The organism is Nocardia cyriacigeorgica GUH-2 (assembly GCF_000284035.1).
Taxonomy (GTDB): domain Bacteria; phylum Actinomycetota; class Actinomycetes; order Mycobacteriales; family Mycobacteriaceae; genus Nocardia; species Nocardia cyriacigeorgica_B.
On record NC_016887.1, the window covers coordinates 3,308,761 to 3,335,332 of the forward strand.

At 62.8% G+C, this 26,572-nt stretch carries 18 protein-coding genes; 8 read left to right on the plus strand and 10 right to left on the minus strand.

The window, feature by feature from the left end:
* Nucleotides 1-3 precede the first annotated feature (3 nt).
* The gene (locus tag NOCYR_RS14800) at nucleotides 4-945 is read right to left on the minus strand and encodes an SAM-dependent methyltransferase (RefSeq protein ID WP_081505416.1); all 942 of its coding nucleotides are present in this window, start codon (nucleotides 943-945) and stop codon (nucleotides 4-6) included.
* Between the two features lie 400 nt (nucleotides 946-1,345).
* On the opposite strand from NOCYR_RS14800, the gene NOCYR_RS14805 reads away from it, so the two are divergent.
* Both NOCYR_RS14805 and NOCYR_RS14810 read left to right on the plus strand, forming a co-directional pair.
* On the plus strand, nucleotides 1,346-2,581 hold the full coding sequence (locus NOCYR_RS14805; RefSeq protein ID WP_158430169.1) for a helix-turn-helix domain-containing protein: 1,236 nt from the start codon (nucleotides 1,346-1,348) through the stop codon (nucleotides 2,579-2,581).
* Between the two features lie 11 nt (nucleotides 2,582-2,592).
* On the plus strand, nucleotides 2,593-3,303 hold the full coding sequence (locus tag NOCYR_RS14810) for a creatininase family protein (protein WP_014351196.1): 711 nt from the start codon (nucleotides 2,593-2,595) through the stop codon (nucleotides 3,301-3,303).
* A 408-nt stretch (nucleotides 3,304-3,711) separates the two neighbouring features.
* Here the strand turns inward: NOCYR_RS14810 and NOCYR_RS29305 are convergent, their stop codons facing one another.
* From NOCYR_RS29305 to NOCYR_RS14820, 3 genes are read right to left on the minus strand one after another with little or no spacing between them, the layout of a single operon-like run.
* Nucleotides 3,712-4,434 carry a hypothetical protein gene (locus NOCYR_RS29305; protein WP_148280649.1) on the minus strand — a complete coding sequence of 241 codons (723 nt, stop codon included), beginning with the start codon at nucleotides 4,432-4,434 and terminating at the stop codon, nucleotides 3,712-3,714.
* Between the two features lie 52 nt (nucleotides 4,435-4,486).
* Nucleotides 4,487-5,200 (minus strand): hypothetical protein, encoded by a 714-nt coding sequence (locus tag NOCYR_RS14815; protein WP_048833397.1) that lies wholly within the window; start codon nucleotides 5,198-5,200, stop codon nucleotides 4,487-4,489.
* 43 nt (nucleotides 5,201-5,243) lie between these two features.
* Nucleotides 5,244-6,446: an IS256 family transposase gene (locus tag NOCYR_RS14820; RefSeq protein ID WP_197538421.1), complete on the minus strand. Its 1,203-nt coding sequence runs from the start codon at nucleotides 6,444-6,446 to the stop codon at nucleotides 5,244-5,246.
* Nucleotides 6,447-6,603: 157 nt separating this feature from the next.
* Between NOCYR_RS14820 and NOCYR_RS14825 the strand changes: the two genes are divergently transcribed.
* The 3 genes from NOCYR_RS14825 (at nucleotide 6,604) to NOCYR_RS14835 (ending at nucleotide 11,628) form a co-directional block, all read left to right on the plus strand.
* Complete coding sequence (locus NOCYR_RS14825) at nucleotides 6,604-7,074, plus strand: helix-turn-helix transcriptional regulator (RefSeq protein ID WP_014351198.1); 471 nt, start codon at nucleotides 6,604-6,606, stop codon at nucleotides 7,072-7,074.
* 833 nt (nucleotides 7,075-7,907) lie between these two features.
* Entirely contained in the window at nucleotides 7,908-9,794 is a 1,887-nt protein-coding gene (locus NOCYR_RS14830; RefSeq protein WP_148280651.1) for a hypothetical protein, read from the plus strand.
* A gap of 1,624 nt (nucleotides 9,795-11,418) precedes the next feature.
* Nucleotides 11,419-11,628, plus strand: coding sequence for a hypothetical protein (locus tag NOCYR_RS14835; RefSeq protein ID WP_138453146.1), 210 nt, complete (start codon nucleotides 11,419-11,421; stop codon nucleotides 11,626-11,628).
* Between the two features lie 650 nt (nucleotides 11,629-12,278).
* On the opposite strand, the gene NOCYR_RS14840 is transcribed toward NOCYR_RS14835, so the two are convergent.
* On the minus strand, nucleotides 12,279-15,722 hold the full coding sequence (locus NOCYR_RS14840; protein ID WP_014351201.1) for a DEAD/DEAH box helicase family protein: 3,444 nt from the start codon (nucleotides 15,720-15,722) through the stop codon (nucleotides 12,279-12,281).
* 238 nt (nucleotides 15,723-15,960) lie between these two features.
* Between NOCYR_RS14840 and NOCYR_RS14845 the strand changes: the two genes are divergently transcribed.
* A complete protein-coding gene (locus NOCYR_RS14845) occupies nucleotides 15,961-16,566 on the plus strand; it encodes an Ltp family lipoprotein (RefSeq protein WP_014351202.1) in 606 nt (201 codons plus the stop codon).
* 199 nt (nucleotides 16,567-16,765) lie between these two features.
* On the opposite strand, the gene NOCYR_RS14850 is transcribed toward NOCYR_RS14845, so the two are convergent.
* Genes NOCYR_RS14850 through NOCYR_RS14865 form a run of 3 tightly spaced genes read right to left on the minus strand, consistent with a single transcriptional unit; the run spans nucleotide 16,766 to nucleotide 20,354 of the window.
* Nucleotides 16,766-17,671 (minus strand): restriction endonuclease, encoded by a 906-nt coding sequence (locus NOCYR_RS14850; protein WP_014351203.1) that lies wholly within the window; start codon nucleotides 17,669-17,671, stop codon nucleotides 16,766-16,768.
* A gap of 17 nt (nucleotides 17,672-17,688) precedes the next feature.
* Nucleotides 17,689-18,825 (minus strand): restriction endonuclease subunit S, encoded by a 1,137-nt coding sequence (locus NOCYR_RS28430; protein WP_014351204.1) that lies wholly within the window; start codon nucleotides 18,823-18,825, stop codon nucleotides 17,689-17,691.
* Nucleotides 18,822-20,354 carry a type I restriction-modification system subunit M gene (locus tag NOCYR_RS14865; RefSeq protein WP_014351205.1) on the minus strand — a complete coding sequence of 511 codons (1,533 nt, stop codon included), beginning with the start codon at nucleotides 20,352-20,354 and terminating at the stop codon, nucleotides 18,822-18,824. Before NOCYR_RS14865 ends, NOCYR_RS28430 begins: the two co-directional genes overlap by 4 nt.
* Before the next feature lie 581 nt (nucleotides 20,355-20,935).
* Here NOCYR_RS14865 and NOCYR_RS28435 point away from each other — a divergent pair.
* Entirely contained in the window at nucleotides 20,936-21,988 is a 1,053-nt protein-coding gene (locus NOCYR_RS28435; RefSeq protein ID WP_081505419.1) for a restriction endonuclease, read from the plus strand.
* Between the two features lie 176 nt (nucleotides 21,989-22,164).
* On the opposite strand, the gene NOCYR_RS27935 is transcribed toward NOCYR_RS28435, so the two are convergent.
* Both NOCYR_RS27935 and NOCYR_RS14880 read right to left on the minus strand, forming a co-directional pair.
* Entirely contained in the window at nucleotides 22,165-22,824 is a 660-nt protein-coding gene (locus NOCYR_RS27935) for a restriction endonuclease (protein ID WP_052315505.1), read from the minus strand.
* A 700-nt stretch (nucleotides 22,825-23,524) separates the two neighbouring features.
* Nucleotides 23,525-23,941, minus strand: coding sequence for a hypothetical protein (locus NOCYR_RS14880; RefSeq protein WP_014351207.1), 417 nt, complete (start codon nucleotides 23,939-23,941; stop codon nucleotides 23,525-23,527).
* Between the two features lie 168 nt (nucleotides 23,942-24,109).
* Between NOCYR_RS14880 and NOCYR_RS14885 the strand changes: the two genes are divergently transcribed.
* Nucleotides 24,110-25,063 (plus strand): hypothetical protein, encoded by a 954-nt coding sequence (locus NOCYR_RS14885; protein ID WP_138453139.1) that lies wholly within the window; start codon nucleotides 24,110-24,112, stop codon nucleotides 25,061-25,063.
* Nucleotides 25,064-26,572: the final 1,509 nt, after the last annotated feature.

Here is a 26,572-nt window from a genome sequence, read left to right on the forward strand (position 1 = left end):
GGCTCAGCCTCCGATACGCGCAGACCTGAGAAACACTTGACGTCTACCGCCCGTGCGGTTCCCGCGGGCGCTCATCAAGTTCTCGGATGCGCAGTGATCCGCCGGTGACCTCTTGACGGCGACGCCGCCGAGCATCAACCGTTCCTCCGGGAAACGCTCGCGCACGGGCGGTCCCATCGGCCACCAGTCCTCGAGCTCCACCAGCCCGGGCTCGATCAGCTCCAGGCCACCGAAGTAGGAATTGATCTGTTCTCGGGTGCGATACCACCCCGAACCCAGCCCCATCTCCACGAACTGCCGTTGCAGTCGCACCGCTAGATCCGCCCGGTCAGAACCGTCATTCGGGTTCCAGAAATGGGTGATGGCGACGTAGGAACCCGATGCCAGCGCATCGATGTACCGACGCATGATTCCGACAGGATCGAGGTCGTCGTCAACGTGATGCAAAATCCCGCACAGGATCAGCCCCAGAGGCCGCGCGAGATCGAGGTGGCGCGAGACTTCGTCGTGGGTGAGGAGCGTCTCCGGCCTGACCAGATCCGCGGACACGAAGTGCGTGCGATCGTTGGTCGCAAGTATTGCCTGCCCATGTGCGTTGCACAACGGGTCGTTATCCACATACACGACCGTCGCGCACGGGTTCTGCTCCTGCACGATTTCGTGGGTGTTGCCCACCGTCGGAAGGCCGGCGCCGATGTCGAGGAACTGGTCGATGCCGACTGTGCCCGCCAAGTAGCGGGCCACCCGATGCAACCAACGTCGGTTCATCTTCGACACATCACGCTGACGCGGTGCAACTCGCAGGATCTGTTCGAACGCAGAACGATCGACGTCGTAGTTATCCTTTCCCCCAAGCGAATAGTCATAGACGCGAGCGATACTCGCACGGCGGGTATCAACGCCAACCGGCGCCCGCACGCCGGTCAGCGGCGAAGTCAAATGCATGTATTCCTCACTCGATCAACTCCACTCGTGGTCGACAGCGCGCCAGGCACTCCCGTACGCGCTTCTGCGCCTCGCCTCGGAGCGGAACCGCGTGTTGTCGACATGATCCGGAAGCGCCGTTCGATGGGAAGCCTGTTGTGCTGCGGATTCTTAGCTACGATTCTGTGGACGCGAGCTCGGCCACAGAAGCGCCGAAAATGAATATGTTTTATTCATCCGAGGAATATGACCCGGCAAGGGGGAAGGGCCGATGATCGCTGACCCGCACGTCCCGAATGACCGCTGCCCATGGTGTGGTGGGCGGCCCGGATCGACAATGCTGTGCATCAGGTGCCGAACCACCGACCAGGTCCCCGAACTACCTGACTACGCATGGTGGTCCGGAGACCTTCGCCATGCTTTGGATGCTCGCGATATCGGTGCGGTGATCCGAGCCTTCCGGTCGAATCCATACCATCCGCGAGCGGTCTCGCAGCAGGACATGGCGCGGTGGCTGTCGATCACTCAGGGGTATCTCTCGCGCATCGAAACGGGCCGCGTGTCCGTGTCCAACCTCAACACCCTCATCAGTTACGCCCGCGCTCTTCGCATTCCACCGGCACTGCTCTGGTTCGAGCTGCCCGCCTCACCAGACGAAAACGTCTCGGCGACGCGTTCACCGAGAAGACCCGCGCTACTCCCCGCCCCACTCGCGGATCTGGTCTCGGCTCCCACCGACGACCAGTTGGCCGACACGATGCTCACCATCCTGAGCGCGTATTCCGCACGAGACCAGCTCGCCGGACCACACGATGTGATCGAGGTCGTCCGCCACGACTTCGCCTTTATCAATGCCCGGCTGGCTTCCGTGCGACCTCGCGGCCGCAACCGACTGCAGTACATCGCGGGCCGATACGCCGAGTTCCTGAGCTGGCTCCATCAGGACTCCGGAGACCTCGACACCGCCGCCCATTGGTCCAGCACTGCGCTGACCCACGCCAAACAGGCCGATGACGTCCAGTTCAATGCATATGCCCTGATGCGCAGCTCCAACATCGCCACTGACGCCGGCAACCACACCGAGGCGAAACGATTCATCGATGCTGCGATAGCACAATCCGCGGCGCTGACCCCGCGCCAACGGGCCGTCCTACTGCGCCAACGAGCCCATGTCTCAGCCCTCCGAGCCGCGAACTCGAACGGACGCGACGATATGCGTGAATGTATCGACGCACTGGCCCGTGCCGCTGAAGCCGCAGCCGAGCCCACGGCTGCACCCGATGATCTCGCCGGCTACTGCTCGCCCGAGTACGTCACGATGGAAGCCGCGCACTGCTGGATCGAGCTCGGTCGACCTGAGCAGGCGCTCGCGGTATTGCAGCCGCGTCTGGCCGCATGGGGCACCGAAAGCCGACGCGACCTCGGCATGGGCCTGGCGCGCTTGTCCACCGCCTATGCCGGAGTAGGTTCGTGGGAGGAGACCCTGGAGGCGGCGAGCTACGCGGCTACCATCGTCGCCGACACCCGGTCGCACCGCACGCTTGCCCAGCTACGTACCACCGAGAACGTGCTTGTCGCGGCTGGCCAACCCGATACTGCGCGCGAGCTGGCCCACTGTGTCCGTACCGCGCAACGTGCACGTCCTTCGCATGAGTAGGAGCCCTCCCAGTGGAGCTGATGACCACCGCGACCTCGACCGACATCGCTCGCGCCAAGCCGAGGATTGCGGTGTTGCCGGTCGGCAGCTTCGAACAGCACGGTGACCACCTCCCGCTCGCGACGGACACGATCATCGCCTGCCTGATTGCCCGCGCCCTCGCCGACGCCTATCCCCTTTTCCTCTTGCCGCCAGTGACCATTTCCTGCTCGCACGAGCACGAACAGTTCCCCGGCACCCTCAGCCTCAGCCACACGACGCTCACCGCGGTGATCACCGACATACGCGCATCGCTCGCTCGTACCGGAATCACTGCGCTCGTCCTGATCAATGCCCACGGCGGAAACTACGTTCTCAACAACATCGCTCAGGAAGCGAACATCACCGGCCGCCACGTCCTCATCTACCCAGGCCGTGACGATTGGAATCAAGCCCGGCAGGCGGCGGGGATGGAAACCGACTCCCACGACGACATGCACGGCGGCGAACTCGAAACCTCGATCCTGCTCCACGCCGCGCCTGATCTGGTCCGGTCCTCCTTCCGTAACGCCGACCACCACTCACCCGACCGGCAGCACCTGCATCTACTCGGCATGGGCGCGTACACCAGCAACGGCATCATCGGACGTCCCTCAGCAGCCACCGAGACCAAAGGGAAAGCGGCGCTCGACGCGCTCACCCGAGCATTCTCCGAATGCATCACGCTGTTGACCCACCCCTAGCTCGAACTGGCGTACGCCGCCCAAAGGAGACCAGCCGGAGAGCGCGATCATGTCGCGCGACTGAAGTCGGCGACTAGTCACGGGTCGCGATCCACTTGGTCTACGTCATTGGATGGATCCCGAAATTGGTGGCGACCTGGTGCAAGGTCACCCTCCTTCGTCGCGGCTGCGGGCGACCCGGCATCGTCACGGAACCCCTACGGGTAGGGCTTGGGCACGATGACATCGTGCCAGGCTCACCGCCGCAAGCAAGATCGATATCACCTATCCGTGCCGAAGCCCTATCACTGTCAACGAGGGCCGCGATAGGGAGTTGCCGCAGTCCGGTACGGCACTGTCGAGAAACGAGAACGCCAGCATGCACAGACCATGCGTGGTCAGGCTTGTTGCCCGTCCCGACACCACCGGCTAAACATGCGTTGCGGGTGGAGTCGCGGTGTGGTCAGGCACTCCCGTCTGGGTTTGGGAGGCATGTGTTCCTTGGCCGATGATACCCGCATTGGTGTCGACGTTCACGTTGTACTGCGAGCCGTTAACGTGCACGTGTACCGCCGCATCAGCCTGTTTCCGGGATGGCAACTGGTGTAGGGGAACGTCCTTCGCCATGTCCATCACCATCTCGACAAGTGTTGTCCGAACGATGCTCAGGACACCAAGTAGTGCTGTGGACGGGAGCTTGTAGTAGAGCTGGCTTATGCGTGGGTTGTCTTCGCTCCTTTGCTGATTCCACATCGATGCCACATATGCACAGTTCGGATGCTCGACCTTATGTTCGTCGCCGGCACCTGCCATGCCAGCGAGGTGCTCGATTGGCAGGAGGATAGGGAGCCGCTCCGGAATTAACCGCTCGCCCTCGGCAGGAATCATTGGCCGCGGAAGGGATTGGCCCAGAATCACTTCACCAAAGGGCGATATGGTGTCGGCGGCCAGCGGCAATAGCAGCTTCCGATAGGCAGGTACCTCTGCGGTTTTCTGGTACCCCTTGAGCTCCTGCGCGGCCCACAATCTCAACTGCTTAGATCCCGTTACAGCTCCGAGCGCTAGGCAGGTACGCAAAAGACCTGCCAGAGGCTCGGCTTCGTCGAGGACTCGTTCACGGAGATCTCCAAGCAACTCTGCATCGGCCACCACAGCAAACCAGCATGCCACGGGCCGCCCATGGCTACCAACAGACGGGGATTGCCTACATCGCCGCGATGATCATGTCGATAGTCGCCTGCGCAGACTCCGAACCCACGGTGGTTGCGAACGCCCCACCGAAGAGGTCGGCCGCTCGGCGCAGCGCGCGCCAGCGACTGCGCACTACTTGCGGGTCAGGGTTTTCCTCGCCGATCGCCTGGTCGAGATCGTCCACTGCTCGTTCGGCATCTGCACGATCGTCTTCCTCGTCGATTTCTCTGATTGCGGCGCGCAGCTGCTCAAACAGGGTCGCCAGATCCTGGCTAACGCCCTCGACGTGCTGCGATTGTGACGACCCTGCACCTTGCCCAATTACGCCCGAGTTTGACCCCACATTCACGTGATACTGGTCGTTCGAACCGTGCACGTTAACCTGCACGGCAGAGTCGACTTGGGCACGTGAGGGCAAGCCGTCAAACGGAATACCTCTCGTCATATCTGCCACCATCTCCACCAATGTTGTTCGAATCTTGCCTAACATCCCCGCGACAGCAGCGGCTGAGACCAGGCAGTACGCCTCCTCCACGCGGGTCAAAGGAAGACCCCGTATCGCCTGGACGCCCAGCAGGAGACCCTCGTGGAACCAGCGCAGTGATTCAGCTGAACCGGCAAGCCTCTCCAACTCGTCTACGGACTGCTGAAACGGTACAGCCACGAACGCCTCGCGCACCTCCGCGGGTAGCTGCTCGAAACCGATTGGGATACCGGTTTGACGCAAGCGGGTGTGTCCAGTTAACGGCTGATCTTGGTTGTCGATGACTTCAGCTGGTGGGGGTCATGCGGCCTTCGAAGGCGATCTGGAAGGCGTTCAGCGGGGCCTTCCAGCGCATGGTCCATCGTTTTCGGCCCTTGCCGGTCGGATCGAGACTCATCAATGCCATGTAGACGCACTTCAGCGCGGCGGTCTCGTTCGGGAAATGTCCTCGGGCGCGGACGGCTTTGCGGATGCGGGCGTTGACCGACTCGATCGCGTTCGTCGAGCAGATGACCTTGCGGATCTCGACGTCGAAGGCCAGGAACGGCACGAATTCGGCCCACGCATCGGACCAGAGCTTCACGATCGCGGGATACTTGCCGCCCCAAGCCTCGGAGAACTCGAGGAACCGCTCGCTGGCCGCGTCCTCGGTCGCTGCGGTGTAGACCGGTTTCAACGCTTTGGCGATCTTGTCCCAGTCCTGACGGCTGGCGTAGCGGAAACTATTGCGCAGCAGGTGAATGATGCAGGTTTGCACGACGGTCTTCGGCCAGACCGCCTCCACTGCCTCTGGTAGCCCTTTGAGGCCGTCACAGACGAGCATCAGCACGTCGGCCACGCCGCGGTTCTTCAGCTCGGTGAACACGTGCAGCCAGTACTTGGCGCCTTCACCGCCGTCGCCGGCCCAGATTCCGAGGATGTCGCGATGTCCCTCGACGGTGACCGCCATCGCCACATAGATGGGCCGGTTCGCGACCTGGCCGTCGCGGATCTTCACATTGATAGCGTCCACGAACACGACGGGATACACCGGGTCCAGCGGCCGGTTCTGCCATTCGGCCATCCCCTCGATCACCTTGTCGGTGATGACCGAGATCGTCTGCCGCGACACCTCGGCACCGTAGACCTCGGCCAGGTGCGCGCTGATCTCACCGTGGGTCAGGCCCTTGGCCGACAACGACAACACCATCTCGTCCACCCCCGACAACCGGCGCTGCCGTTTGCGCACGATCTGCGGCTCGAACGTGCCGGCAGTATCACGCGGCACCTTCACCCGCACAGGCCCGATGTCGGTGGTCACCGTCTTCGACCTCGTCCCGTTACGGCTGTTACCGCTGCTACGGCCGGCGGGATCGTGCTTGTCGTAGCCGAGATGGTCGGTGACCTCGCCCTCGAGCGCGGACTCGAGCACCCGCTTGGTCAGCTGCTGCAGCAGCCCGCCCTCACCGGTCAATTGCAGGCCGTCGGTGCGAGCCCGATCGACCAGCATCGCGATCAACTGCTCATCCGAAACCCCCGCCGCACCAGACGCGCCGACCTGCCCGGTCACGGCCTCTTCCTCGGCTGCGGTGTCACTCACTTGGCTTCTCTCCCTTGATCATTGAGATCCGCCGTTAATTAGACACTCCCCCCTGACCTCAACACTGGTGACCCATCGAGAATCGGTCACCAGCACCGAATTCCTCGCCATCACCAACCGCCTGACCGACCTCCTCGCCGAATCCCTTCACGAAGAACACGCCCCGGCCGCCACCCGTCTAGACCGCCTCGCTCGCGAAGCACGCAACTACATCACCAACAACGCCGGCCACTACTGGCTCACCCCCGACGCCGTCGCCCAGCACCTCGGCTGTTCCAAGCGCACCCTCGAGCGAGCATTGCACGCTGCAGGCACAACACCCGCAAGACTCATCCGCGACACCCGCCTCGACCACGCCCACCAACTCCTGACCGACAACCGCAACCGCCAAACGATCCACGAAATCGCCACCACGAGCGGCTTCCCCTCCATAGCCGCATTCAACAAGGCATTCCGCCTCCGCTACCGCGTGCCACCCAGCCACATACGGGACCTTGAGCGGAGCAGCGCCACCAATCGAACCAACCGACCCGACTGACCGTTCGTCCGACACTCAGCTCAGACGCAGTTCGCACGCGCAGCGGATCGTTGGCTCCGAATCCAGGAAAATGTCAGTGAGCCTCGGACCAGACAACGCGATGCGACACAGCTCACCTCCTACCACGCCGGGCTCCAAGGCCTCGCCGACATTCTCAGGCTGAAGGTGGCGATACGCCATCGGCCTGCGCCTGCATGGCGATGGCCGATAGTGGTGGGCCACCATATCGTGCATCCGGCGCGCCAGAGCCACCTGTTCCTGATGGCGGATCTCGGGCTGTTGTCGATGCCAAGATCCCCGTGGTAGCCGAACGCCGCCACGAGGAAGACAATCAGCAGCAGGACGGAGCCGCCAACAACTCGGCCCGGCCCGCGGACAGCCATACGTCGCCAGCGCGACGACGAATGTCATGGGACACCATCTCACCACGATCTTCCGCCCCGAGACCACCGCACGAGTGAGTAGAGCAGGTTCAAGACGGCGACCGTCGAGTAGAGGCCGAGGTCCCCAAACGTCCGCAGTCAGGTCGAGTGCCGAGAGCACCCCGGCCACGCTCCACCCCGCCTGCATCAGCGCCACGGCGAGCACGACACCCAGCGGTCGCCAGGCCAAGCGCGCCCGAACGACTCCCTCGATGGCGCAGACGGCTGCGAGTCTCTTTATCACTGCGGAGAAATCGCGATTGAACCTACGTTCCCGGCACCGGAGAGACTGACCGCGACAGCCGTAAGGGAAATTTCGCCCGCAATCGGCCGAGCCTTTGTGGGATCGGCACACCCTGGACATATGCTTCGAACTGCCTGTTCCTATCTCCTGTGTCGAGCGAGGTACGAATGACCATCCCAGAGGACGAGCGATGGCTCAGCGAGCTTGTCGCGATTCTGAACAGGCAGGTTGTCGTCTACACCGATGTGGTGCCGATCCCGCACGCCGCCATGGAACTGCTGGCATGGCTGCAGGACCCACGCGACTTCCGACCGATCCAGCACCGCGATTGGCAATCGGCGATTCGAGACTATCAGGAGAGCTTCCGCCTCACTGGCCCCCGACTGGAAAGGTTGTTGCAGAATGAGCACCGTACCCTCGAATCTCACCTGAACAGTCTGTTCACGGAGATAAACGGCCGGCACGAACTCGATGAAAATGCGCGCGTCGCGGCAGCGGCAGCGGCCAACACACTTCTCGCGGCGACGGTCTCCGACCCAGCGCTGATCGCAGCCTGGAAGGATATGGTCCGGGAGACTCAGAGCACCGCCAGGCACACCGACTGCCTGGAGTCCCGCAGGCAATGTTGGTCGGCGATCATCGAGCTGCGCTGCCAGGACACGGATGAAATCGTCCGTCGGTGCGCCGAGATTCTGAACGGCAGCGGATCGGTGCCCGAACATCTCCTCAATCTCCTCACGCCGGACCAAATGCGCGACCTCGCGGTTGATGAATCCGGACCACTCCGCTCATTCCAAAAACTGGCCCTGTGTGAAGCCGTACTCACCGCCCCGACTCCGACCGGTGACTGCGTGGTGTGGCTGCGTTTCGACAATGCCCACATAAAGCAGATGGAGATCGCGCACGGCAACATCAACCTCTATGCCGCGCAACTCCTGGGTCCGCTCGTCGGACATGTCGATTCCAGTCCTGCCTTGAAATTCAGGCCACCCGAACTCGCTACACCCATACGAAACCCTCGCACGGGCGAGGAAATCCGGTGGGACGAGGATCCCGGAATCATCTACGTCCGCGTATCATTGGACGCTATCCCGCTGCATCTGGCGGTGCCACAAGCCAGAGCCATCGCCGCCACACTGGTCCAAGTCACCGACCCGCTTCCCGGCACCTGGCATATGCACCACAGCGAAACCGTCTACATGGACGGGAAACTACGACGCGGCGGGATCTGGCCACAAACAAGTGCAACTGACCGACAGGCTCGTCGCCACATCGACGACATCGGCCACCGTCTCGAGGATGTCGGCGCCATGACCACAATCACGGACATCGCGACCATCGACCAGGTGGAGGTCGCGCTGAGTTTGCGTTCGGCACTGAACAGCGCATGGGATACCGGGCCAGTCGAGTTGGTTATGGGGGCAGTCCGAGCGCTCGAACACGTGACCGCGTGGGCGGGTGGTCACGACTGGATGACATTTCTGAGCAAACGATTCCGCAACGCCATCTCCCACGCTCAATTGGTCGAATTCGTCAACACCGTTGTGGACGCGGCTGCGGCGAACACTCCTTCCGATGAACCGTTCGCAGAGCCGCCCGAGGAGTTACGGCGATTGACGAACGAACTGCACGAATGGAACGGCGAGGCAGACCAGCTGATTCCTCTTGCGGCAATCGGTCACGCGGCGGAGCTCCGCGATATCTTCGCCAACCATTGGCTGCACCGCAGCCTAGCCGAGGTAGCGGGTGCATTCGAGTCCGGCACCGCGCTAAACGCGAAACTGGAAGCAATCGACCGGCGGTTCAACCGCCACCTGGATCGCCTCCGCCGCGTACGAAATTCCGCTATCCACGGCGGCCCGATCACAACCGGCGTCTGCGAAACAATCGCCAGTTTCGCTTTCCACCTCAGCCGGTACTGCCTCGAGCAGGTTTTGCTCGCGAACCTCACCGGAGTCGATATTCGTGACCACATCGAACGGTTTTCCGACGACCAAGCATCTCGCCGAAAAATCGCAACTACGCAGCAATCCTACGAGCGACTATTCACCTAGCCCTTTCCAGAGCCCGCAGGGCCATTCCGAGAGGGTGGGGCACACTCCGGGTGTAGATAGAACCGCAACCCGGACGCGATGATCGCGGGCAAGGCATACTCGTCGGCCGCGAACCGGAAGAAATTCCGCTGTCTAGGTATCCGCACCGCCATACCCGAATGTGCCGACCAGGTCGCCCACCCCAAGAAACTTGGCTTTCGCAGTGGGACGGCCGTCGGGCCCCGACCGGGACATCTACAAGCAGCGCAACGTCATCGGATGGGTACTCAACAGAGCCAAACATTACGTGGCGTCGCGACCCGCGTACCGGACGCTCTGCGGAACGGCCCAACGAAGTGGAACCACCTCGCCAACACTGCCTCCACACAGACGGATCCTTCCTGACCAGCACCAGGCTCCGAGTAGTCGGCACCCATCCCGCTACAGGCTAGCCTTCAGCGGGCTCCGGCACGGTTCAAGGAGCCGGAAGCGAGCCTTTCGGCATCTATGCAATCAGGACACAAGCCCTCGCAGGGCATTGCGATATCTACCCGCACCGACACGTTCCTGTGACCGCGTCCGGGACAACCTCGCACGCCCGGCATCGGTCCTGTTCACTGATCACCACGGTCGATCTTGGCGCAACCTGTTCCCGCACAGACGGCCTGTCGCGTCGCGTCGAAATCCTCTTAACCGGCTGCTTCGGCGGCTTCGCCTTGCTGCCCATCCTGACAGCGAGGCGCAGGAAGATCGCCTCGATCGCCGCCCGATCATGAGGCGGGTGACCGGCATCGAGTAGCGCCCGCTGATAGGTGGAAAGACTGGCTGCCGGATTCCGGCGAACGACTTCGGCGACAACAGCTTCGGCTGAACGTCTCGGTTGGCCTGCTCGATCTGCTCGTCGCTTTAGTTTCGCTTGGGCGATCCGACGTCGTTGCTCGGCGGCCATGCTTTTCGTGACGTACGAAAGCCCGGCTGCGTGTGCAGCATCTCTACAGGCGACCGCAGGTCCGTCAGGGTTTTTCGCATACCAGGCTCGGGAGAATGCTATCCACCGGTTTTGCTGCCTTGCCGTCAGGGGTTTCTCCGGCTTGCTACGTCGACCCATCTTGGAACGTTTGCCCGCGCGCGAGGTGGATGTTCTTCCGGAACCGGATTTCTTCCGAGTCGAGGCTTTCCCACCTCGGCGGTGTTCACTTTCCGGTAAGCGGAGGTCCTGAACGGCGCCGAACTCGAATGGGTCGCGGACCTCGTCGTTGGCGGGATCGAAGCCCGGGTCGCGATCGTGACGAAACGCCCGGTTCGCATACCAGCCGCCGACTGACACCGCACCCACCTCATCCCAGCAGACCTTCATCGCCTTGTCCGCAGCATAACCACGAATCCTGCACCGGACGGCGATTCAGAGAATCAGCAACGCCCCGCCACCGATCTGTCGCCGACGTCGAACACAGGTCGCGCCACCGTCGCGCCGCTAGGTGGGAGCAAGCCCGCACACCAACGACTCGAGTTGCGCGCATCCGGCCGAGAGAATGCTCCGCCTGGCCTCCGCACTCAGGCTCCTTGGCCTCGCGCCCAACTCCACTGCGCAACTCCACGACGCAAAAACGTCACTCGCAGAAGAGCCCGGCCCCGCGGTAGTTTCGTGTCCATCTGCAACCAAATGTGCCGGCGCCGACCATGCGAGAAGCTACGGCATCGCGGCTATCCGCGGCGCGACCAAACGCCCAATGGCCTCACGCCCATCCGCATCGACGTCAGAGCCGACAGCAACAAGAAACCCACGCTCGGCATCCACCAGAACGAAAAGATCTGGACTGCAATCGACCGCCTGCATGCCAAGGTCAGCGACTAGGCGAGCGCTGGATTCGCACTGTGATGCTTGGCGCTGATCGAATGCCGCACGGCGGTTGTACACCGTCACTTGTACCCAGGTATCGCCATCGTACGAGCAGCCGATCGGACCATCAGGGGTCCCGACCTGTGCCGTTGTGATGTTGACTCCCGCAGCTTGCGAGATTTCTTCAGGTGGAGCGATCGAGCACGAATCGCCGGCACGCGAGGACTCGCTCGTTCCCTCCTGCGAACCCGATGCGGTTCGGTCGTCGCCGGACGAACACGACGGGATCAGAAGAATCGCCCCAGCCGCAGCAAGAACCCATGAGCGCCGTACTAGTCCATGCGAATGGAGGATTCCCATGGTCATACTGCCATCTCTGATTCGACTGCCAGATTTCGCAACAACCTCAACGCCACCCTTCCTCCGATCCACGCTGACGCGATCCCCTGCGGCGACGTCGTTCGGAGTAGACGCACGGACGCTGCACTTGTTGGATCAACTCCGATGGGCTTCACCCGTCCACTGCCAGATCGTTGATCGCGACCGTACAGCCAACGCCTGCACCCCGGTATCCGCCAAACAACCGACAGCCCAATCTGGCTGCGAGAGACGCCAGCTCACAGACACTGCGTCCTTGGTCAAACCGGACACCCCGTTGTCCCTGGTCAGGCGGTCGCCACCACCGAATCGTTGATCGACCTGATGACGCCCACTAGCCGCTTCGTCTGATCGGGTGCGAACAGCTGTGTCGGCCCGTGCGGCGCCGCATCGGTGAACGGCGGCTCGAACAACAGCTTCGGGTCCATCTCGCCGTGCCGCGTGAGATGACCGATGATCAGGTTGACGAAGTCGATTTGGCTGGCTGTCGCGGTGCGTTCGCCGAGGAACTCCGCGAACGCTTCCTGCACGGCGTGCTGATCGAGGCCGACGAGGGAGCGGATGAAACGGCCCAGTCCGTGTGCGTTGTCGATGGCGCGCGCCATATCGTCGGGCTCGCCGGCGCCGCTGCGGGCCAGCAACTCCTCGAGAGATTCCAGGTCGGCCGCCGTCAGCGGTTTGCCTGAGCGCAGCTTCTGTAGCGCCAGGTTGTCGGGCTGGCGGCGTAGATAGTCGCGCACTTTCGCGGTGTACCGCTCGACATCGGTACCGGACCGCATCTCGGGCATGTCGCGTTCGACGATATCGCCGAGGGTGTCGGTGAAGTCTGTGTAGACGATCACGCGCTTCTTCTTGTCGAGCAGCCCGACAATCGACCGAAGCTCGCGCCGAGCGTGTTCGAGCATCTCGACGGTGACGTCCTCCCACCACTCATCGCCGGCAACCTCCCGCAACAGTTCCTCTTTGGCCTTGACCTTCGGGATGGCAAGTGCGGTCTCGAGCAGTCCGTCCGCGACGCCGCGGATCGTGTCCGCGTGGCGGGGCAGGATGCTGTCGGAGACGACGACATCGAGCTGGCCGCGCAGGATGGCGAGGTCGAACCGTTTCGCCATCTCGTCGGTATCGCGGACGGTGGTGGGCAGGTCGGCGAGGTTCTCGACAATCTCGGCAGAGCGCTGTTCGGTGACCGAGTCCCAGACGGCGCGGTCGGCGTACGTCTCCACCTGACGGCGCCGCGTGCGCACGATGAAGTTGTCCAGTCGCATGCCCGCCACCTGCTCATGCAGCAGATCAGCGGTAGCCCGGCGCAACGCCTCCGATGCCCCCGACCTTTCGAGCGCGGCGAGGAGTTCAGTTCGTGTGGTGAACAGCCGCTGTGACAGCGACGGCGCGAGCGCTCCTTCGGAGGCATCGGGGTGCTGGTCGAAGTAATCGAAGTTGCCGCACACGTCGAAGACGAAGAAATCGGTCTTGTCCTGGCCGGGCCCGTAGAGATCGGGGCGCAGCCGCGTTCCGCGGCCGACCATCTGCCAGAACTTCGACTTCGATCGCACCGGCTTGAAGAATACGAGGTTGACGACCTCGGGGACGTCGATGCCGGTGTCGAGCATATCGACCGAGATGGCGATGTGCGGTTCCTGGTCGGGCTGGGAGAACTTGTCGATGAGGTCCTGGCTGTAGGTGATCGCGTGGGTGATGACGCGTGCGAACGACCCTTTGAACTCCGGATAGTTCACGTCGAATCGGTCGGCGATGAACCGGGCGTGGAGTTCGTTCTTCGCGAAGATGATGGTTTTGCCGAGCCGGTCGCCGCCGGCGACGCGATGCCCGTGGGTCATCAGGGTTTTCAGTACCTTGTCGACGGTGTCGATATTGAACAGCCACTTGTTGACGGCCTCGGCTTCGACAACGTCGGGGATCTCGTCGTCGGCGACATCGTCACCCCAGTCGATGGCCTCGTAGCGCTTCTTCTCCTCATCGGTGAGATCGGCGTAACGGATGCCCGCCAGCGGAAATGTCAGCGGCACGGGTACCGCGCGGGGCGGGACGAGATATTTGTCGGCGATGGCCTGGTCGAGCGAATAGTTGTGTGTCGGCACACCGGTTTCGAGGTGGAACAGCTGGTAGGTGTTGTAGTCCACCTCGTCCTTGGGGGTCGCGGTGAGCCCGAGCAGCAACGAGTCGAAGTACCGGAAGATGTGCCGGTACTTCTGGTACACCGAACGGTGCGCCTCGTCGATCACGATGAGGTCGAAGTAGCCGGGACCGAATTTCTTTGTATTGCCGTCCTTTTCGTCGATAAGACCCATCATCGTCGGATACGTGCAGACATACACTCGGCCCTCGGTGTTCTTGTCGGTCAACAGGTTCACCGGCGAAGAATCGGGCAGGTGCGTCTTGAACGCGCCGACCGCCTGCTTCACGAGGGCCTTACGGTCGGCGAGGAACAGCACGCGCTTCACCCAGTTGGCGCGCATCAGCATGTCGGCGAGCGCGACGACGGTGCGGGTCTTGCCGGACCCGGTGGCCATGACCAGCAATGCGGCTCGCTGGTTCTCGATCTCGAACCGCTCGGTGACAGCCCGGATCGCTTCCTCCTGGTACGGCCGACCGGCGATCTCCTGCGGGACGGGCATTTCGCTGAGAGGTTTCATCGACGTCCGCCGGGCAACGAGGAGTTCGAGCTCGTCGCGGGTGTGGAAACCGGCGACCTCCCGCGGCGGGTAGCGCAGATCATCCCAGAAGTGGTGTTCGAATCCGTTGCTGTAGTAGATGACCGGCCGCCTCCCGAACTTCTGTTCGAGGCAGTCAGCGTACAGTTTCGCCTGCTGTTGACCGGCGATCGGATCGACGGACGTCCGCTTAGCCTCGACGACCGCCAGCGGCAGACCATCCGTGCCCCACAGCACGTAATCGACGAATCCGTTCTTGCCGTCCGGCATTTCGGCGACGGGAAACTCGCGGTCACGCTTCTGGTCAAGTGGCCACCCGGCTTCGTGGAGTATGTCATCGATCAGATCGCGCCGTGTCTGCGCCTCACCATAGTCATGCGTGTCGGGGGTTGCGGCGCTCAATTGTTGCGCAGCCTGGATCTGGGCACGCAGCTCCCCGATCAGCTGCTCGTAGCTGGCCTTCTCGAGTTCCGCCGTCTCGGCGGCCTCGTCGCGGGCCTTCAGCTGCACGATCAGATCTTGTTTCTCCGCCTCGGACTGCTCGAGCAGTGCGTCCTTGGCAGCCAGCTCCGCTTCCAGCTTGCCGAGCTGCGCGACGGTCTTCGCGACGACCGCGCCACCGCCCGGCTTGGGCAAACGGGCAGGGTCGAACTGCTGCTGCGGCGACGGCTTGCTCGACGGCTGCGTCGCATAAGTGCGCGCCAGCCACGACAGAATGTGGAACAGCTCTGCGAGCGCCTTCCGGCCAGAGTCCTTGGATACCGGGTTGACGTCGTGCACCGCGGTGTTGCCGAGCCGGCGGATGAGGTCCATCTTCGTGACCAGTGCGTGCCCGACGACGCTGACGAACTTCCCGTCATGGATCCGGGCCGCGAGATCCGTCTTATACGGCTCGGGCAGATTCTGGGTGCGGTAGATCCACCTGACGGTGTGCTCGACGGTCCGGCGGACGTAGAAGCAGGTGGTGCGCGGGTCGAACAGCGCGTCCCGCTCAGCGTTCTTGGCCTCGGCGTACAGCTGCGGCCATTCGGCCTGTAGGAAGTCGAAGTTCCCCACCATGGGCCCCCTGTCCTTTCACACTCGTATGCGTCGCGCGCAGTGACGTGTCGTTCCGTGCTCGATCATGGCACAGGCACCCGAGCTTTCCCGGAGCCCGAGAACATTACCGGCGGGGTCCGACAAGTTCGCCCCGGCGAAATAGCCCGTGGTGCTTGTCGGTGCGCCCTGTCATACTGTGTGGCTCTCGCATCTGCGGGACGCGTCGGAAAACGACGCAACTTCTCCACAGGAGCACGACATGACCGAGCCGTTCCCCGCCCAGCAGCCCACCGATCTGCCGGCCCCGACCGTGCCGAAGAAGCAGACGAAGTGGGCGTGGGTGGCCGGTGCCATCGTTCTGGTTCCCGCCCTCGCCACCGCTTTCGGCGCCGGCGGCGCAGCCACGACATCTGTACCCACATCCACCAGCCAGGGCACGGTCGCCGTCGTCTCCGCACCTGCCGCACACGCGGCCGCAGCATGGAACAGCACTCCGGCATTGGTCGACGGCGCTCTGGTGGCCGCTGGAGCACCCGCGCCCGCGCATGCGGCCGCATTCACCCCGGCCAGACAGCAGCTCAGCCCTGGCCAGCGCAACGCCGTGCAGGCCGCAGAGCAGTACCTCGAGCTGTCCGCCTTCTCCCGCAGCGGTCTGATCGACCAGCTCGAATACGAGGGCTACTCCACCGAAGACGCGACATTCGCGGTAGATAGCCTGAACGTGGACTGGAACGAGCAGGCCAAACGCAGCGCCGAACAGTATCTTGAGCTCACCTCGTTCTCGCTGTCCGGACTCATCGATCAATTGGTCTACGAGGGCTTCACGCGCGAACAGGCCGAGTACGGAGCCAATGCCGCCTACTGACGCGCTCGTACGGCGATAGTCGTACGAGCCGCCCTTCCGTCCGGGTTCCTTGCGCCTGACGGAAGGGCGGTCGCGTCATCGGCAAGCTCCGACACCGAGCTTCCCGCTCCGGCGGCGGCATCCACGACGAGTTTGCCCATATCGCGCCGCGCAGGGAGGTCCTTCGGACGGCAGGTGTTGGAGAAAGCCTGCCGCGTAGTCACTCGAAGTAGTCTTCGTCGACCTCCACGACGGTGAAGTTCTGTCGCGTCTGGACGGCGACTCCGTAACGGATCATGAGTTCGGCGAGGCGCCTACCGTCGATGAGGATCACGCGGGTGCCGATGCTCTCCGCGTACTCGCGGGCACCTGACGTGAACGCGCTCGTGGTGATAAAGACGCCACGGGCTGCACCGACACCATGCAATGCACCGACGAACGCCTGGATCTCCGGTCGGCCGACGGTGTTCTCCGCCGCGTAACGCTTGGCCTGCACGTAGATGCGCTCGAGACCGAGCGGATCCTGATCGATGACACCGTCCACTCCCCCATCGCCGGAGCCACCGATCCGAGCAGCACGACCCTCAGTTCCTCCGTAGCCCATGGCGACCAGCACGTCGAGCACCGACTGTTCCAGAAACGTCGGATCCTGACCGCGCAGGCGCGCCAGCAGATCCGTCGCGACCTCGGCATGCAAGCGTTCGACGCCGTGCTCGATCTGCTCGAGGGGATCGACGCCTTCATCGGTGTTTTCGGTGCCGGTCGCTGGAGCGACGGTCGACGAGCCCGAACGCAGCGGAGTGTAGTCCCGGTACTCCGGAAGCGCTTTCAGGATCTTCTCGGTGATCCCACCCGGATGGGCCTCGAGCAGCGCACGCCCCGAGTCGGTAATGACGAACGTCGCCCGGTCGGGCTTATCCACCAGTTTCGCTCGGTACAGCCCACTCAGCGCCCACCCGATCCGGTTGTCCGCCCGCCGCTGACCCGACGGCAACACCTCAGCCCGCTGTTCGGCTGTCAGCCCGAGGTGGTCCTCCACCGCTGTGTGCAGGTCACGCTTGCGCCAGACCCGGCCGTCGGTAAGCACTTCCAGCACCGGGGTCAGGAAGCCGGACCATACCGGCATAGCTGAAACCGGGGTGGTCACAGCTCGCCTCGATAGGCGCGGGATTGGAGGGAGGCGAAGAGTGCGTCGAGTTCGGCGAGGGCATTTCGGTGGCATTCAGCCACCGAGCCCAATATCGCTACGTAACTAGCGAATCGCTCCTGCAGGCGGAGGTCCGGAAGGTACATTGCGATCTTCACCATCCGCTTCAATCCAAGATCACGATTCGCGATCCCATGCGTCAGCTCCTGCGACTGCCGATAACAGTAGGCAGTGTTAAGCATCGCCTCAAGCCAGCTTGGATTGACGACATCAGCGATTGGCCTGAGTAATGCGATATGCACCCACACAGCGAAATCCATGTCAGTCCGGACTTCAGCAGCGTATCCAGTAGTGCCGCCCTTGGTATAGAGAATGTCTCCGCGCCTTGGCTTTATCTTCTTCCATTGCGCTTCTGCGTCCTCCGCGGTGAGATATTTGAGATCGTTCCACGAGATTACACCTGGCCGCACATGCCTTGAAGAAAGGAAGGGGACTCCCGACTCCGCATAGGTCGGGCTGACATGCGGTCCATCTTTTGCAAACTCGATGACGTCTCCGAGCACAATTCGTTTGAATCCACGTGGGTTCGCCGCCGGATCACCGAACATGTCGATGAAGATCGACTGCGTCAGCTCGTCGAGGCGGGCGAGGGTTTCGCGGCGCTTGGCGCGGAGGGCGTCGGCATGGTCGAGGATCGCCGCAATCCGCCGCTGCTCATCCAGTGAAGGCAACGGGATGCGCATCTCACCGATGTCAGCGCGGTTAACCTGCAAGAAGGTTGCACCCTTACCTTTCGCGGCAAGCTTTGGTGCGGCGAAGGTTAACCAGTTCCAAAGGAAGCGACCATCCAAGCCATCGCCAACGCGGAGACCAGCAACACCGCGGCCAAGGCAATAGACCTGATCGGCGAGTGTCTTCACACCGATGGTGGCCCGAATTCCGAGAATGATATCGCCCGGTGCGCTCAGTCTGGTCGGATTGGTGGTGAACTTCTTCGGCTTCGGATAGACCGGACCGAAGTCACCAGCTCCAGCAACCAACGGATATCCGATACCCTCTGAGTTGTATGACTCGCCGGGAGGAGCCTGCCCCATCACTATTTCGCAGACATCGGACAGTAACGCGAACTTCACGCAATCATCTCCCGCAGTTCCGCCATACCGTCAGCGATCTCCTTTTCGAGACGATCCAGCTCATCGAGAATCTCATTCGGCGGCCTGTGCTCGACCTCCTCGTGAATGATCTCCTTGTATCGGTTAAGAGACAGGTCATACTCCTGCGCGGCAATGTTGTCCTTCGGCACACAGAAGCTCTGCTCCGTCCGAGCCCGCGCCATCTCTGAGCCGTCGCGTTCAGCCCAGCGCCGCAGCACATCTGGCAGGTTGTTCTTCAAGTGCTCGTCGTCGGACAGCTCAGCGAGGGCACCGAGCTTGCCCTCGTCCAGCAGCGGGTTACGCTTGTCGTCCAGAGACAGGCCGTCCGCCCGCACGTCGTAGAACCACACGTTGTCGGTTCCACCCGAGTTAGTTTTGGTGAAGAACAGGATGGCCGTCGATACACCCGCGTACGGCTTGAACACACCCGACGGCAGCTTCACTACCGCATCGAGCTTCTGCTCCTCCACCAGGATCCGCCGAAGCTCCTTGTGCGCCTTGGACGACCCAAACAGTACACCGTCCGGCACAATCACCGCCGCTCGTCCACCGGGCTTGAGCAGACGCAAGAACAGCGCCAGGAACAGCAGCTCGGTTTTCTTCGTCTTCGCAATCTGTTGCAGATCCTTCGCGGTGTTCTCGTAGTCCAATGAGCCGGCGAACGGCGGGTTCGCGAGGATCAGCGAATACGCTTCGGCGTCACCGGTGTTCGCTTCGGCGAGGGAATCGCGGTAGCGGATGTCGGGCTGTTCGATGCCGTGCAGCAGCATGTTCATCGATCCGATGCGCAGCATCGTGTTGTCGAAGTCGAAGCCGTGGAACATCTTGTGGTGGTAGTGGTGCTTACCCGCGCCCGAGTTGATCGCGTCCGCGTGATTCGCGCGCATGTACTCGGCGACACCCACCAGGAATCCACACGTCCCGGACGCCGGATCGACGACGGTATCCCCCGGTTCCGGGGCCGTCATGTGCACCATCAGCTCGATGATGTGCCGCGGCGTGCGGAACTGGCCGTTCTGGCCGGCGGAGGCGATCTTCGCCAGCAGGTACTCGTAGATGTCGCCCTTGGTGTCACGGTTCTCCATCGGCACCTTGTCCAGGCGATCCACCACCCGCTGCAACATGCCAGGATTCGGGATGGTCAGCCGGGCATCCTTCATGAAATGCGCGTAGGTGGAATCCTCGCCGCGCATCTCCTTGATGAAGGGGAACACCCGGTTGGCGACGATGTCGAACATCTCCTCGGCATGCCGGTCCCGGAACACCGACCATCGCAGGTCGTTATACGGCCGGCCCTCTGGATCGTTCCCTTCCGGGAACGGGTTGCCCTCGAGCGGCTGCTCCAGCAGGTTCGCCCGCTCCAGTGCGCGGGTCTGCTCGTCGTCAAGTCGACGGATGAACAGCAGGTACGTGATCTGCTCCATCACCTCGAGCGGATTAGAGATGCCACCCGTCCAGAACGCGTCCCAGACTGCGTCGACCTTGTTCTTGATCTCACCGGTGATCACGGATACCGAAACCTGCCTGTTCTGCTCGACGACGACCAACAGAACTGTATAGCCCACCCCACCGACACATCTGTACGCCGACCCGTCAGCATCGCTCGACGACCGTGGCGGGTTGATCCTGAATCTGCCGGTCGCCATCGCTTAGCTCGCTCGATCCGCACCCGTCCGATGCAGACCATCAACGGGGTGCGGGGATCTCCTCGGGCACTTTCCGAGTATTCGCCGCCGCACGGCTGCCATCGGAATACCCCAGTCCGATGACGGCATCACCCCTGGACCGCGACCGCGGCTATCCAACCCACACGCGAACTACCTGCATGGCGCGCGAGCCGCCAGCTGCGTGCCGGTCAGCCGCGTCTGTGCTCACACACCTCGGGTCGAACCCTGTCAGCCGGGTCGCGACCCGGCACGGGCCCATGATTGTCGACTGATGCCTAGCGGTGATCAGTCCTTATGCTTCGGCTGAACCAGTGGCGCGACACGTGGCGCTGTGCCCCGCCAGCATCGGCAGTGATGCGGCGACCGGCCCGACGAGCTAGTCGGTGCGCGCAAGTAGGATTCGTGTGCGTTCAGGAGGCTCAGTGCAGTACATAAAGACATTCGCTCAGGCGGAGCAGAACGCTGCGCAGCAGATGCGTGCACTCGGTTACACCGACGCACGAGTAACACCGCCCGGCCCTGACGGAGGCATTGACGTCCTATCGTCGACGGCCGTGGCACAGGTCAAGTGGCGCGGCGCCCAAGTCAGCCGACCCGAACTACATCGGCTGTATGGCGCTCGGGGCAGCCGACATCACCTGGCCATGCTGTTCTTTGCGGCATCGAAGTACAGCGGCCCAGCAATCGAATACGCAAACGAAGTCGACATCGCACTCTTCGAATATTCCCCGACCGGAGAGCTCGACCCTATCAATCGTTCAGCTCAGAGGATTGTTGCAAAAGCCCGGAACCGCCCGCGTCCGGGCGGGAAAGCAAGGTCCAGGGCCGTAGCGACCCATACCCCTGCCGTCACTACCGCAACCGCCACGGCAGGGCCGAAACACCCTGATGCCTGGATGCTGCGCGCGCAAGCACGGTTAGCCGAGGTCGCGCAACGTCTCGATGCCCATACCAAGACACGCGAAACAGGACGGTCCCGCAGCCAGCGCGTAGACCTTTCCAAGAAGGCCCCTCAGCAGCCCGACCCGTGGACGTCGCACGCAAAGGCCCGACTGAGCCAAGTGGCACAACGACTCGAGTCGAAGGCCGCGAGTCGCACGACCGAGCCGCAGCTCTCGAACTCTTCAGCGAAACAACGAAGGAAGGACTACCGAGAGCAGATCCAGACCCTGAACCGGATCAGCGCTTCGTCGCCGAACCGACACCCCAGACCGGTGACCGTCGACGCGGGCTTCCCGCCACCGCCACCGGGAACGTCCGGAGCGCCGAAGCGAGCTTTGTCGGGCTGGACGAGAGAGCTGGCGATTGCCGGTTCCTTGGGCCTGGGACTCCTGGCGGTGGGGTTCCTGGTCCTCGCGGTAACTGCACTGAACGCCGAGGAGGCGGCCCGCACATGGATCACTGTTCTGTCGCTTCTCGTGGCGGTTGTCAGCGGGGGCGGCAGCTTCGCGTTGATCGTTCGGCTGCGCGAGTAGAACACTGGGCCGCCCACTCGTCATCTCAGCGCCGAACGGGCAGAAGCTGCTTTCACGCGTTTGGGCTCGCCGACATGTGCACCACTACCGCGCGACAAGCACGACCAGAAGACAGCCCTGAACATCCGTACTGAGGCGACTGTTCCCAGTGCGACCTCGGCAGCGAAACCCCTTGGCTAGTGTCGGCGGTACCCACGATTCGACTGATCGACGTATAAGCGCCGTGCCAGCACCGCGATCCCCACGGCGAGCAGTCCTGCCACAATGACCGCGGCCGTGATGTCACCTTCATACACGCTCGCGATGATGCCGAGCAACGTGAAGAAGACGACGCCGACCATGACGGCGATTGGGTATTTGTGGATTGCATTTCGGGCGTCAGGATGTTGCTCGGGCGCGTGTGCGGGCGGTGCCGGCACCTGCGGCCGCTCGAATCGCCGAATGCCGGTCAAGCTGAGGGGTTGCTGGCGCGGTGCGGCCTTAATGAGTTGGCGCGCAGCCCCGTTCTGAGCAAACAACTCACCGTCGTACCGCATTACGAATAGAGCGATCCCAACCTCGTCTGCGTAGGCGATGGCGCCTGCCGTGTACTTGATCGCGGCAAAGAAGAGCATCCCAAGGTCGTGCCTGTTGCCTCGCGCGCCATATAGGCGCTGAACGTCGGGACGACCAACGGGATTGATGTGCCATTTCACCTGAGCAACGGCTCCCGACGCGATCACATCGATACCGCCGTCCGGGCCTCTATTCGTAACCCGAGCATCATGGAAGCCGAGCGCACGCATTTTCACCGCGGCTGCCTGCTCGGCCGCTTCGAACGTCGCGATGTACAGCATCCTTCTCCTGCTGGGCTCGGCCTACAGAGTGATGCCAACGACGGCGATCTGAGCACGCTTGCGAAAATTCGTTTCTGATTCGTGTCCGGGACGTGGTTACCTTCGCTCCCTCATTTCCATCGTCATTCGCATGGTTCGACCAGATCGCCACAATGCGTAGCGCCGACCAAGTGGCCGAACATCGGCTGCTGCTCGACGGGCGCAGCGCGGGTCAGGCGGCCTACCTCGCCTTTTGCTCGCGGACGATCCCGACCGCGGCGCGGTGCGTCACGAGTGTCTGCGGGCCGCGCGCTTGATCATGACGTCCGATGCGCACAGCCTCCTCGTCTCGGCCGAGACTGCCGCCGCCACGCGGAGGCGAATCCTTGTCGACCCCACGAATGCCAGATAAACACCTCTTAGGGTCGCCGACCTTCCACACAGCCGCGTCTTGTCACCGTTGAGAGCGCCCTCGACCGCTGCTCGGCGCCGTGGGTGGAGACATAGGTCCAACGACCCAGCAGCGGACTGTGCATCCGCACCAATTGTCCCGCCGCGTGCCCGGTCAAGAGCACCTCCGCGGCCAACGCTAGGCACCTCACATCACGGTGACCGCGATCCGATCGATCCCTGCCCGAATCGCGGCAATCATCACCGGCTCGGCGATGGTCGAGGTCGACATCGTCCGAACCGACACACCGTAGTCGGCCGGAAACCCCGATCAGGACGACCCGGCCGAGCCGGTCCCCACGCCCCTGCCCGGAGCAGACGGGACTGCTCCCCGCTGTGGGGTTACCCCGGTCAACGGCGCACCGCTCACAGTCACCGTTCGCTTGCCCTGCTCGAATCCCCGGCAAGCCCAGTTGATCACGTAGTTGCCTGCCGGCACGTCCACGAACCCCACCGATGCGGCGCTGCGCGCAGGAACTCGTGTCGCGGGCGTGCGGAACGACACCGGGCCAGCCGCGTATGCCTCACAGGTCGTGATGTCGTTGTCGTTGTTGACAAAAGTGAACTTCAAACTGTTGGTGCCGGTTTCGGTGTGCAGCGGAACCGCGGCGGCCGCGGTCGGCGCCGTCAGCATCGAGACGGCCACGACACCTACGGCGCTCGTGAGAATCTGGGTTGTTTTGCGCATTCCTCATCGTTTACGGGTCAGCGGTCGCTGGCGTATCCGTCGATTACCGGACAGACACCGCACACCACGACATCCGACACTTCCGGTGTGTACATCCGAGTGGTAGCCATATGCTGCGTTGCGCCTCTGATTGTTGCCCTGATTGTGTCATGCTCCGGACCGGACCTCATGCGTGACGGGTTAGGCATCGGCGCCGACCCTGGCTGCGTCGACGCACGTGGCCCGAACTCGACACTCGACGAACTAGCCGACGCGATGATGTCAGCGACATTCACCGATCCGACAACAGGGAAACGCACCAGCGCCGAAGAACAAGCGAGAGCAGCGGCCAACGCGTTCGAATCAATGACCGGCCCCTCGGGATCTATCGATACCTCGCCAGCAGGCATCCGCGCCAAGCTCGTCAAGAGCCTTTACTCCGCAGTGCCGGAGGGCGGCGACGCCCGGTTCGCCGCCGCGGTCTGTGAATACGACACTTCCGTCCTTACGCGACTTGGCCCGATGTGGGGCGATCGCGACCAGATCACCCGCACACCGCACCTGCTGCGCGCCAGCGGCCGCACCGTCTGTGGTGGGGTCGGCGACCAGACCGCCGACGCCTACCTCGAAGAGATAGACGAGCAGGCCACCGCGTCCCAGGCAGACCCGCAAGCCTATGTTGCTGGCGAGATCAAAAAGATCGAGGCCGTGCTCGACGGCTGGACATCCGATCCAGAGGAAACCGACGCCGCCCGGCAGATCCGCCAAAGCTTCGAAGAAGCTCTCCAGGTGCTTCGTGCAGAGGACCCCCAACAGATCGCCGACGGCCTGAAAAACTACCGGGACTTCAATTGGCTCGCCATCGAGCACCTGTGCCCAGGCACAAGCGTCTTCGGTTTCGGAGAGGTATGTGGAGAGGTGAGCTCGCCGTTGGGGCACGCGCCCAGGACCGTCCAGACCCATTCAGGGCCCGTGGATTGCGACTCCGCACTTGACATCGTTCAGACCTTCACCGCTGAAGGACCCGCGGCCATCCTGCCGTGGGTATGCGCATACAACAACGACGGCGACACCGCCGAGGACGTCATGATCTACTGCCACAACCAACAAGCCCGCGTTGTCGTACCCCGCAAGACAAGGTGAGGCGCACTCCACAGTAAGCCGAGCCGGAGCCAGACCGACCGTGAGCCTTGCTTTCGTCTGCGGCCGTTGAGGGTGGCGAACCGGTATCCAGACTTGGACCCTCCCTCGATTGCCGCGTTGCGTTCGGCCCGCCCTACAGCTCTTCGATGAGCAGTCGTAGCCTGCGCCATTGATTTGCTACTCAGTTACTGACGCTTCAGATCCGTCGGCGTGTCGTGGCGTGACACGCCGACAAGTACCCGAACCTGACAGCGGTGTTTCGTCAGACTGACTGCGATCGAAACCTCTGCTTGCGTTCCGAGCCGCCGTCGTGTCCGCCACCGCGGCGAAAGATCCACAGCGTGTCGAGCCGTCAACGACCGCATCGGCCGCTTCAAGACGACTCACGAGAGACTCGGCCTCGTCCTGCGAGTCCCGGAATCCCGGCGCACTGCCGTCAACCCGCCGAGTCGATCACACAACTTCGGCGTGCGACGCCGCACAGCTATCGGGAGGGCTGCATACCTGCTGGTCAGACCATCCCGCCGCCCACGGTCACACATCTCCCCGTGTGACCTTTTTGTGGCAGTTTTGAACGTGACACGCCGGTATTCGAGCTGATCTCCAGTGACGACGAAGGCCCCGTACCGGATTGTCTCCGGTGCGGGGCCTCCGCCGAAACAGCAGCTAGGAGCTACTTTTCACTCACTGAGCATCACTTGGTAGCCAGCGCCTTCGCCTCGCGACGACGACGGTGCAGGATGGGCTCGGTGTACCGACTAGAGAACATCGCGCGGCGCCGATTAAGTGCTCGACAGCGCTTCGACCACCCGCCCCGCGATACTCAGTTGATCCGCTCTCTGGCACGGATTACGAAGGTCGTCTCGGCCACTCTCCTTTCGGTGTGGAGGTCTCCCCTGTACCGAGTGGTCGGTTGAATTCGACCGCGCGGTAGGTCCGCTGGGCGTCCGGAAAGAAAGGGGGCCGCCCGCCGGGATCGCCTTGGCGAAGGTCGGCGTCTGCGGGTGCCAGCGGCGGAATCGCCTTGAGAATTATTCGTCTGCGGCAGCAGGAACTTCGCCCCAGCGACTCTGTCGTCTCTGGAATGCAGACATCCGCGGCCGTGGTCGCGTTCGTGCATGATGCTATCGCGTGGTTGCGAAATCGCCGCACTTCGGCTCTCATGGATAGTGGGAGAATCAGCAGGCCTGGAGGATTCATGGCCTTCGATCTCCGGCTTCAAGATTCCGCAAGTGATCCAGGCGCCAGGGGCGCTTCCGAGATCGCCTACTATGCAGCGTTCGCGCATTCATCACCGCAGTCTGTTCACCTCAGCGCACCGATTCGTGGGTCCTCGCAGGGAGATGACCCTGGCCGGTTTGGCACGCACGCCAACCGGTGCAGACGAAGCCCTCGGTCGTCAACCAGCCGACTCCACTTGCCGGCTTTAGCTCAGGACGTGCGTCGTGCGGCCTGATAGCAGCGACTCGCCCGATGACCCAACCCGAAGGGGCACGGAAGGCACAACCG

Excerpts from the sequence above, each read along its gene's own strand:
- NOCYR_RS14800 (WP_081505416.1), bottom strand. The coding sequence starts at position 945 with ATGCATTTGACTTCGCCGCTGACCGGCGTGCGGGCGCCGGTTGGCGTT.
- NOCYR_RS14820 (WP_197538421.1), bottom strand. The coding sequence starts at position 6,446 with ATGCTGGTCGATCGGGCTCGCACCGACGGCCTGCAATTGACCGGTGAG.
- NOCYR_RS14830 (WP_148280651.1), top strand. The coding sequence starts at position 7,908 with ATGACCATCCCAGAGGACGAGCGATGGCTCAGCGAGCTTGTCGCGATT.
- NOCYR_RS14840 (WP_014351201.1), bottom strand. The coding sequence starts at position 15,722 with ATGGTGGGGAACTTCGACTTCCTACAGGCCGAATGGCCGCAGCTGTAC.
- NOCYR_RS14845 (WP_014351202.1), top strand. The coding sequence starts at position 15,961 with ATGACCGAGCCGTTCCCCGCCCAGCAGCCCACCGATCTGCCGGCCCCG.
- NOCYR_RS14850 (WP_014351203.1), bottom strand. The coding sequence starts at position 17,671 with ATGCCGGTATGGTCCGGCTTCCTGACCCCGGTGCTGGAAGTGCTTACC.
- NOCYR_RS27935 (WP_052315505.1), bottom strand. The coding sequence starts at position 22,824 with ATGCTGTACATCGCGACGTTCGAAGCGGCCGAGCAGGCAGCCGCGGTG.
- NOCYR_RS14880 (WP_014351207.1), bottom strand. The coding sequence starts at position 23,941 with ATGCGCAAAACAACCCAGATTCTCACGAGCGCCGTAGGTGTCGTGGCC.
- NOCYR_RS14885 (WP_138453139.1), top strand. The coding sequence starts at position 24,110 with ATGCGTGACGGGTTAGGCATCGGCGCCGACCCTGGCTGCGTCGACGCA.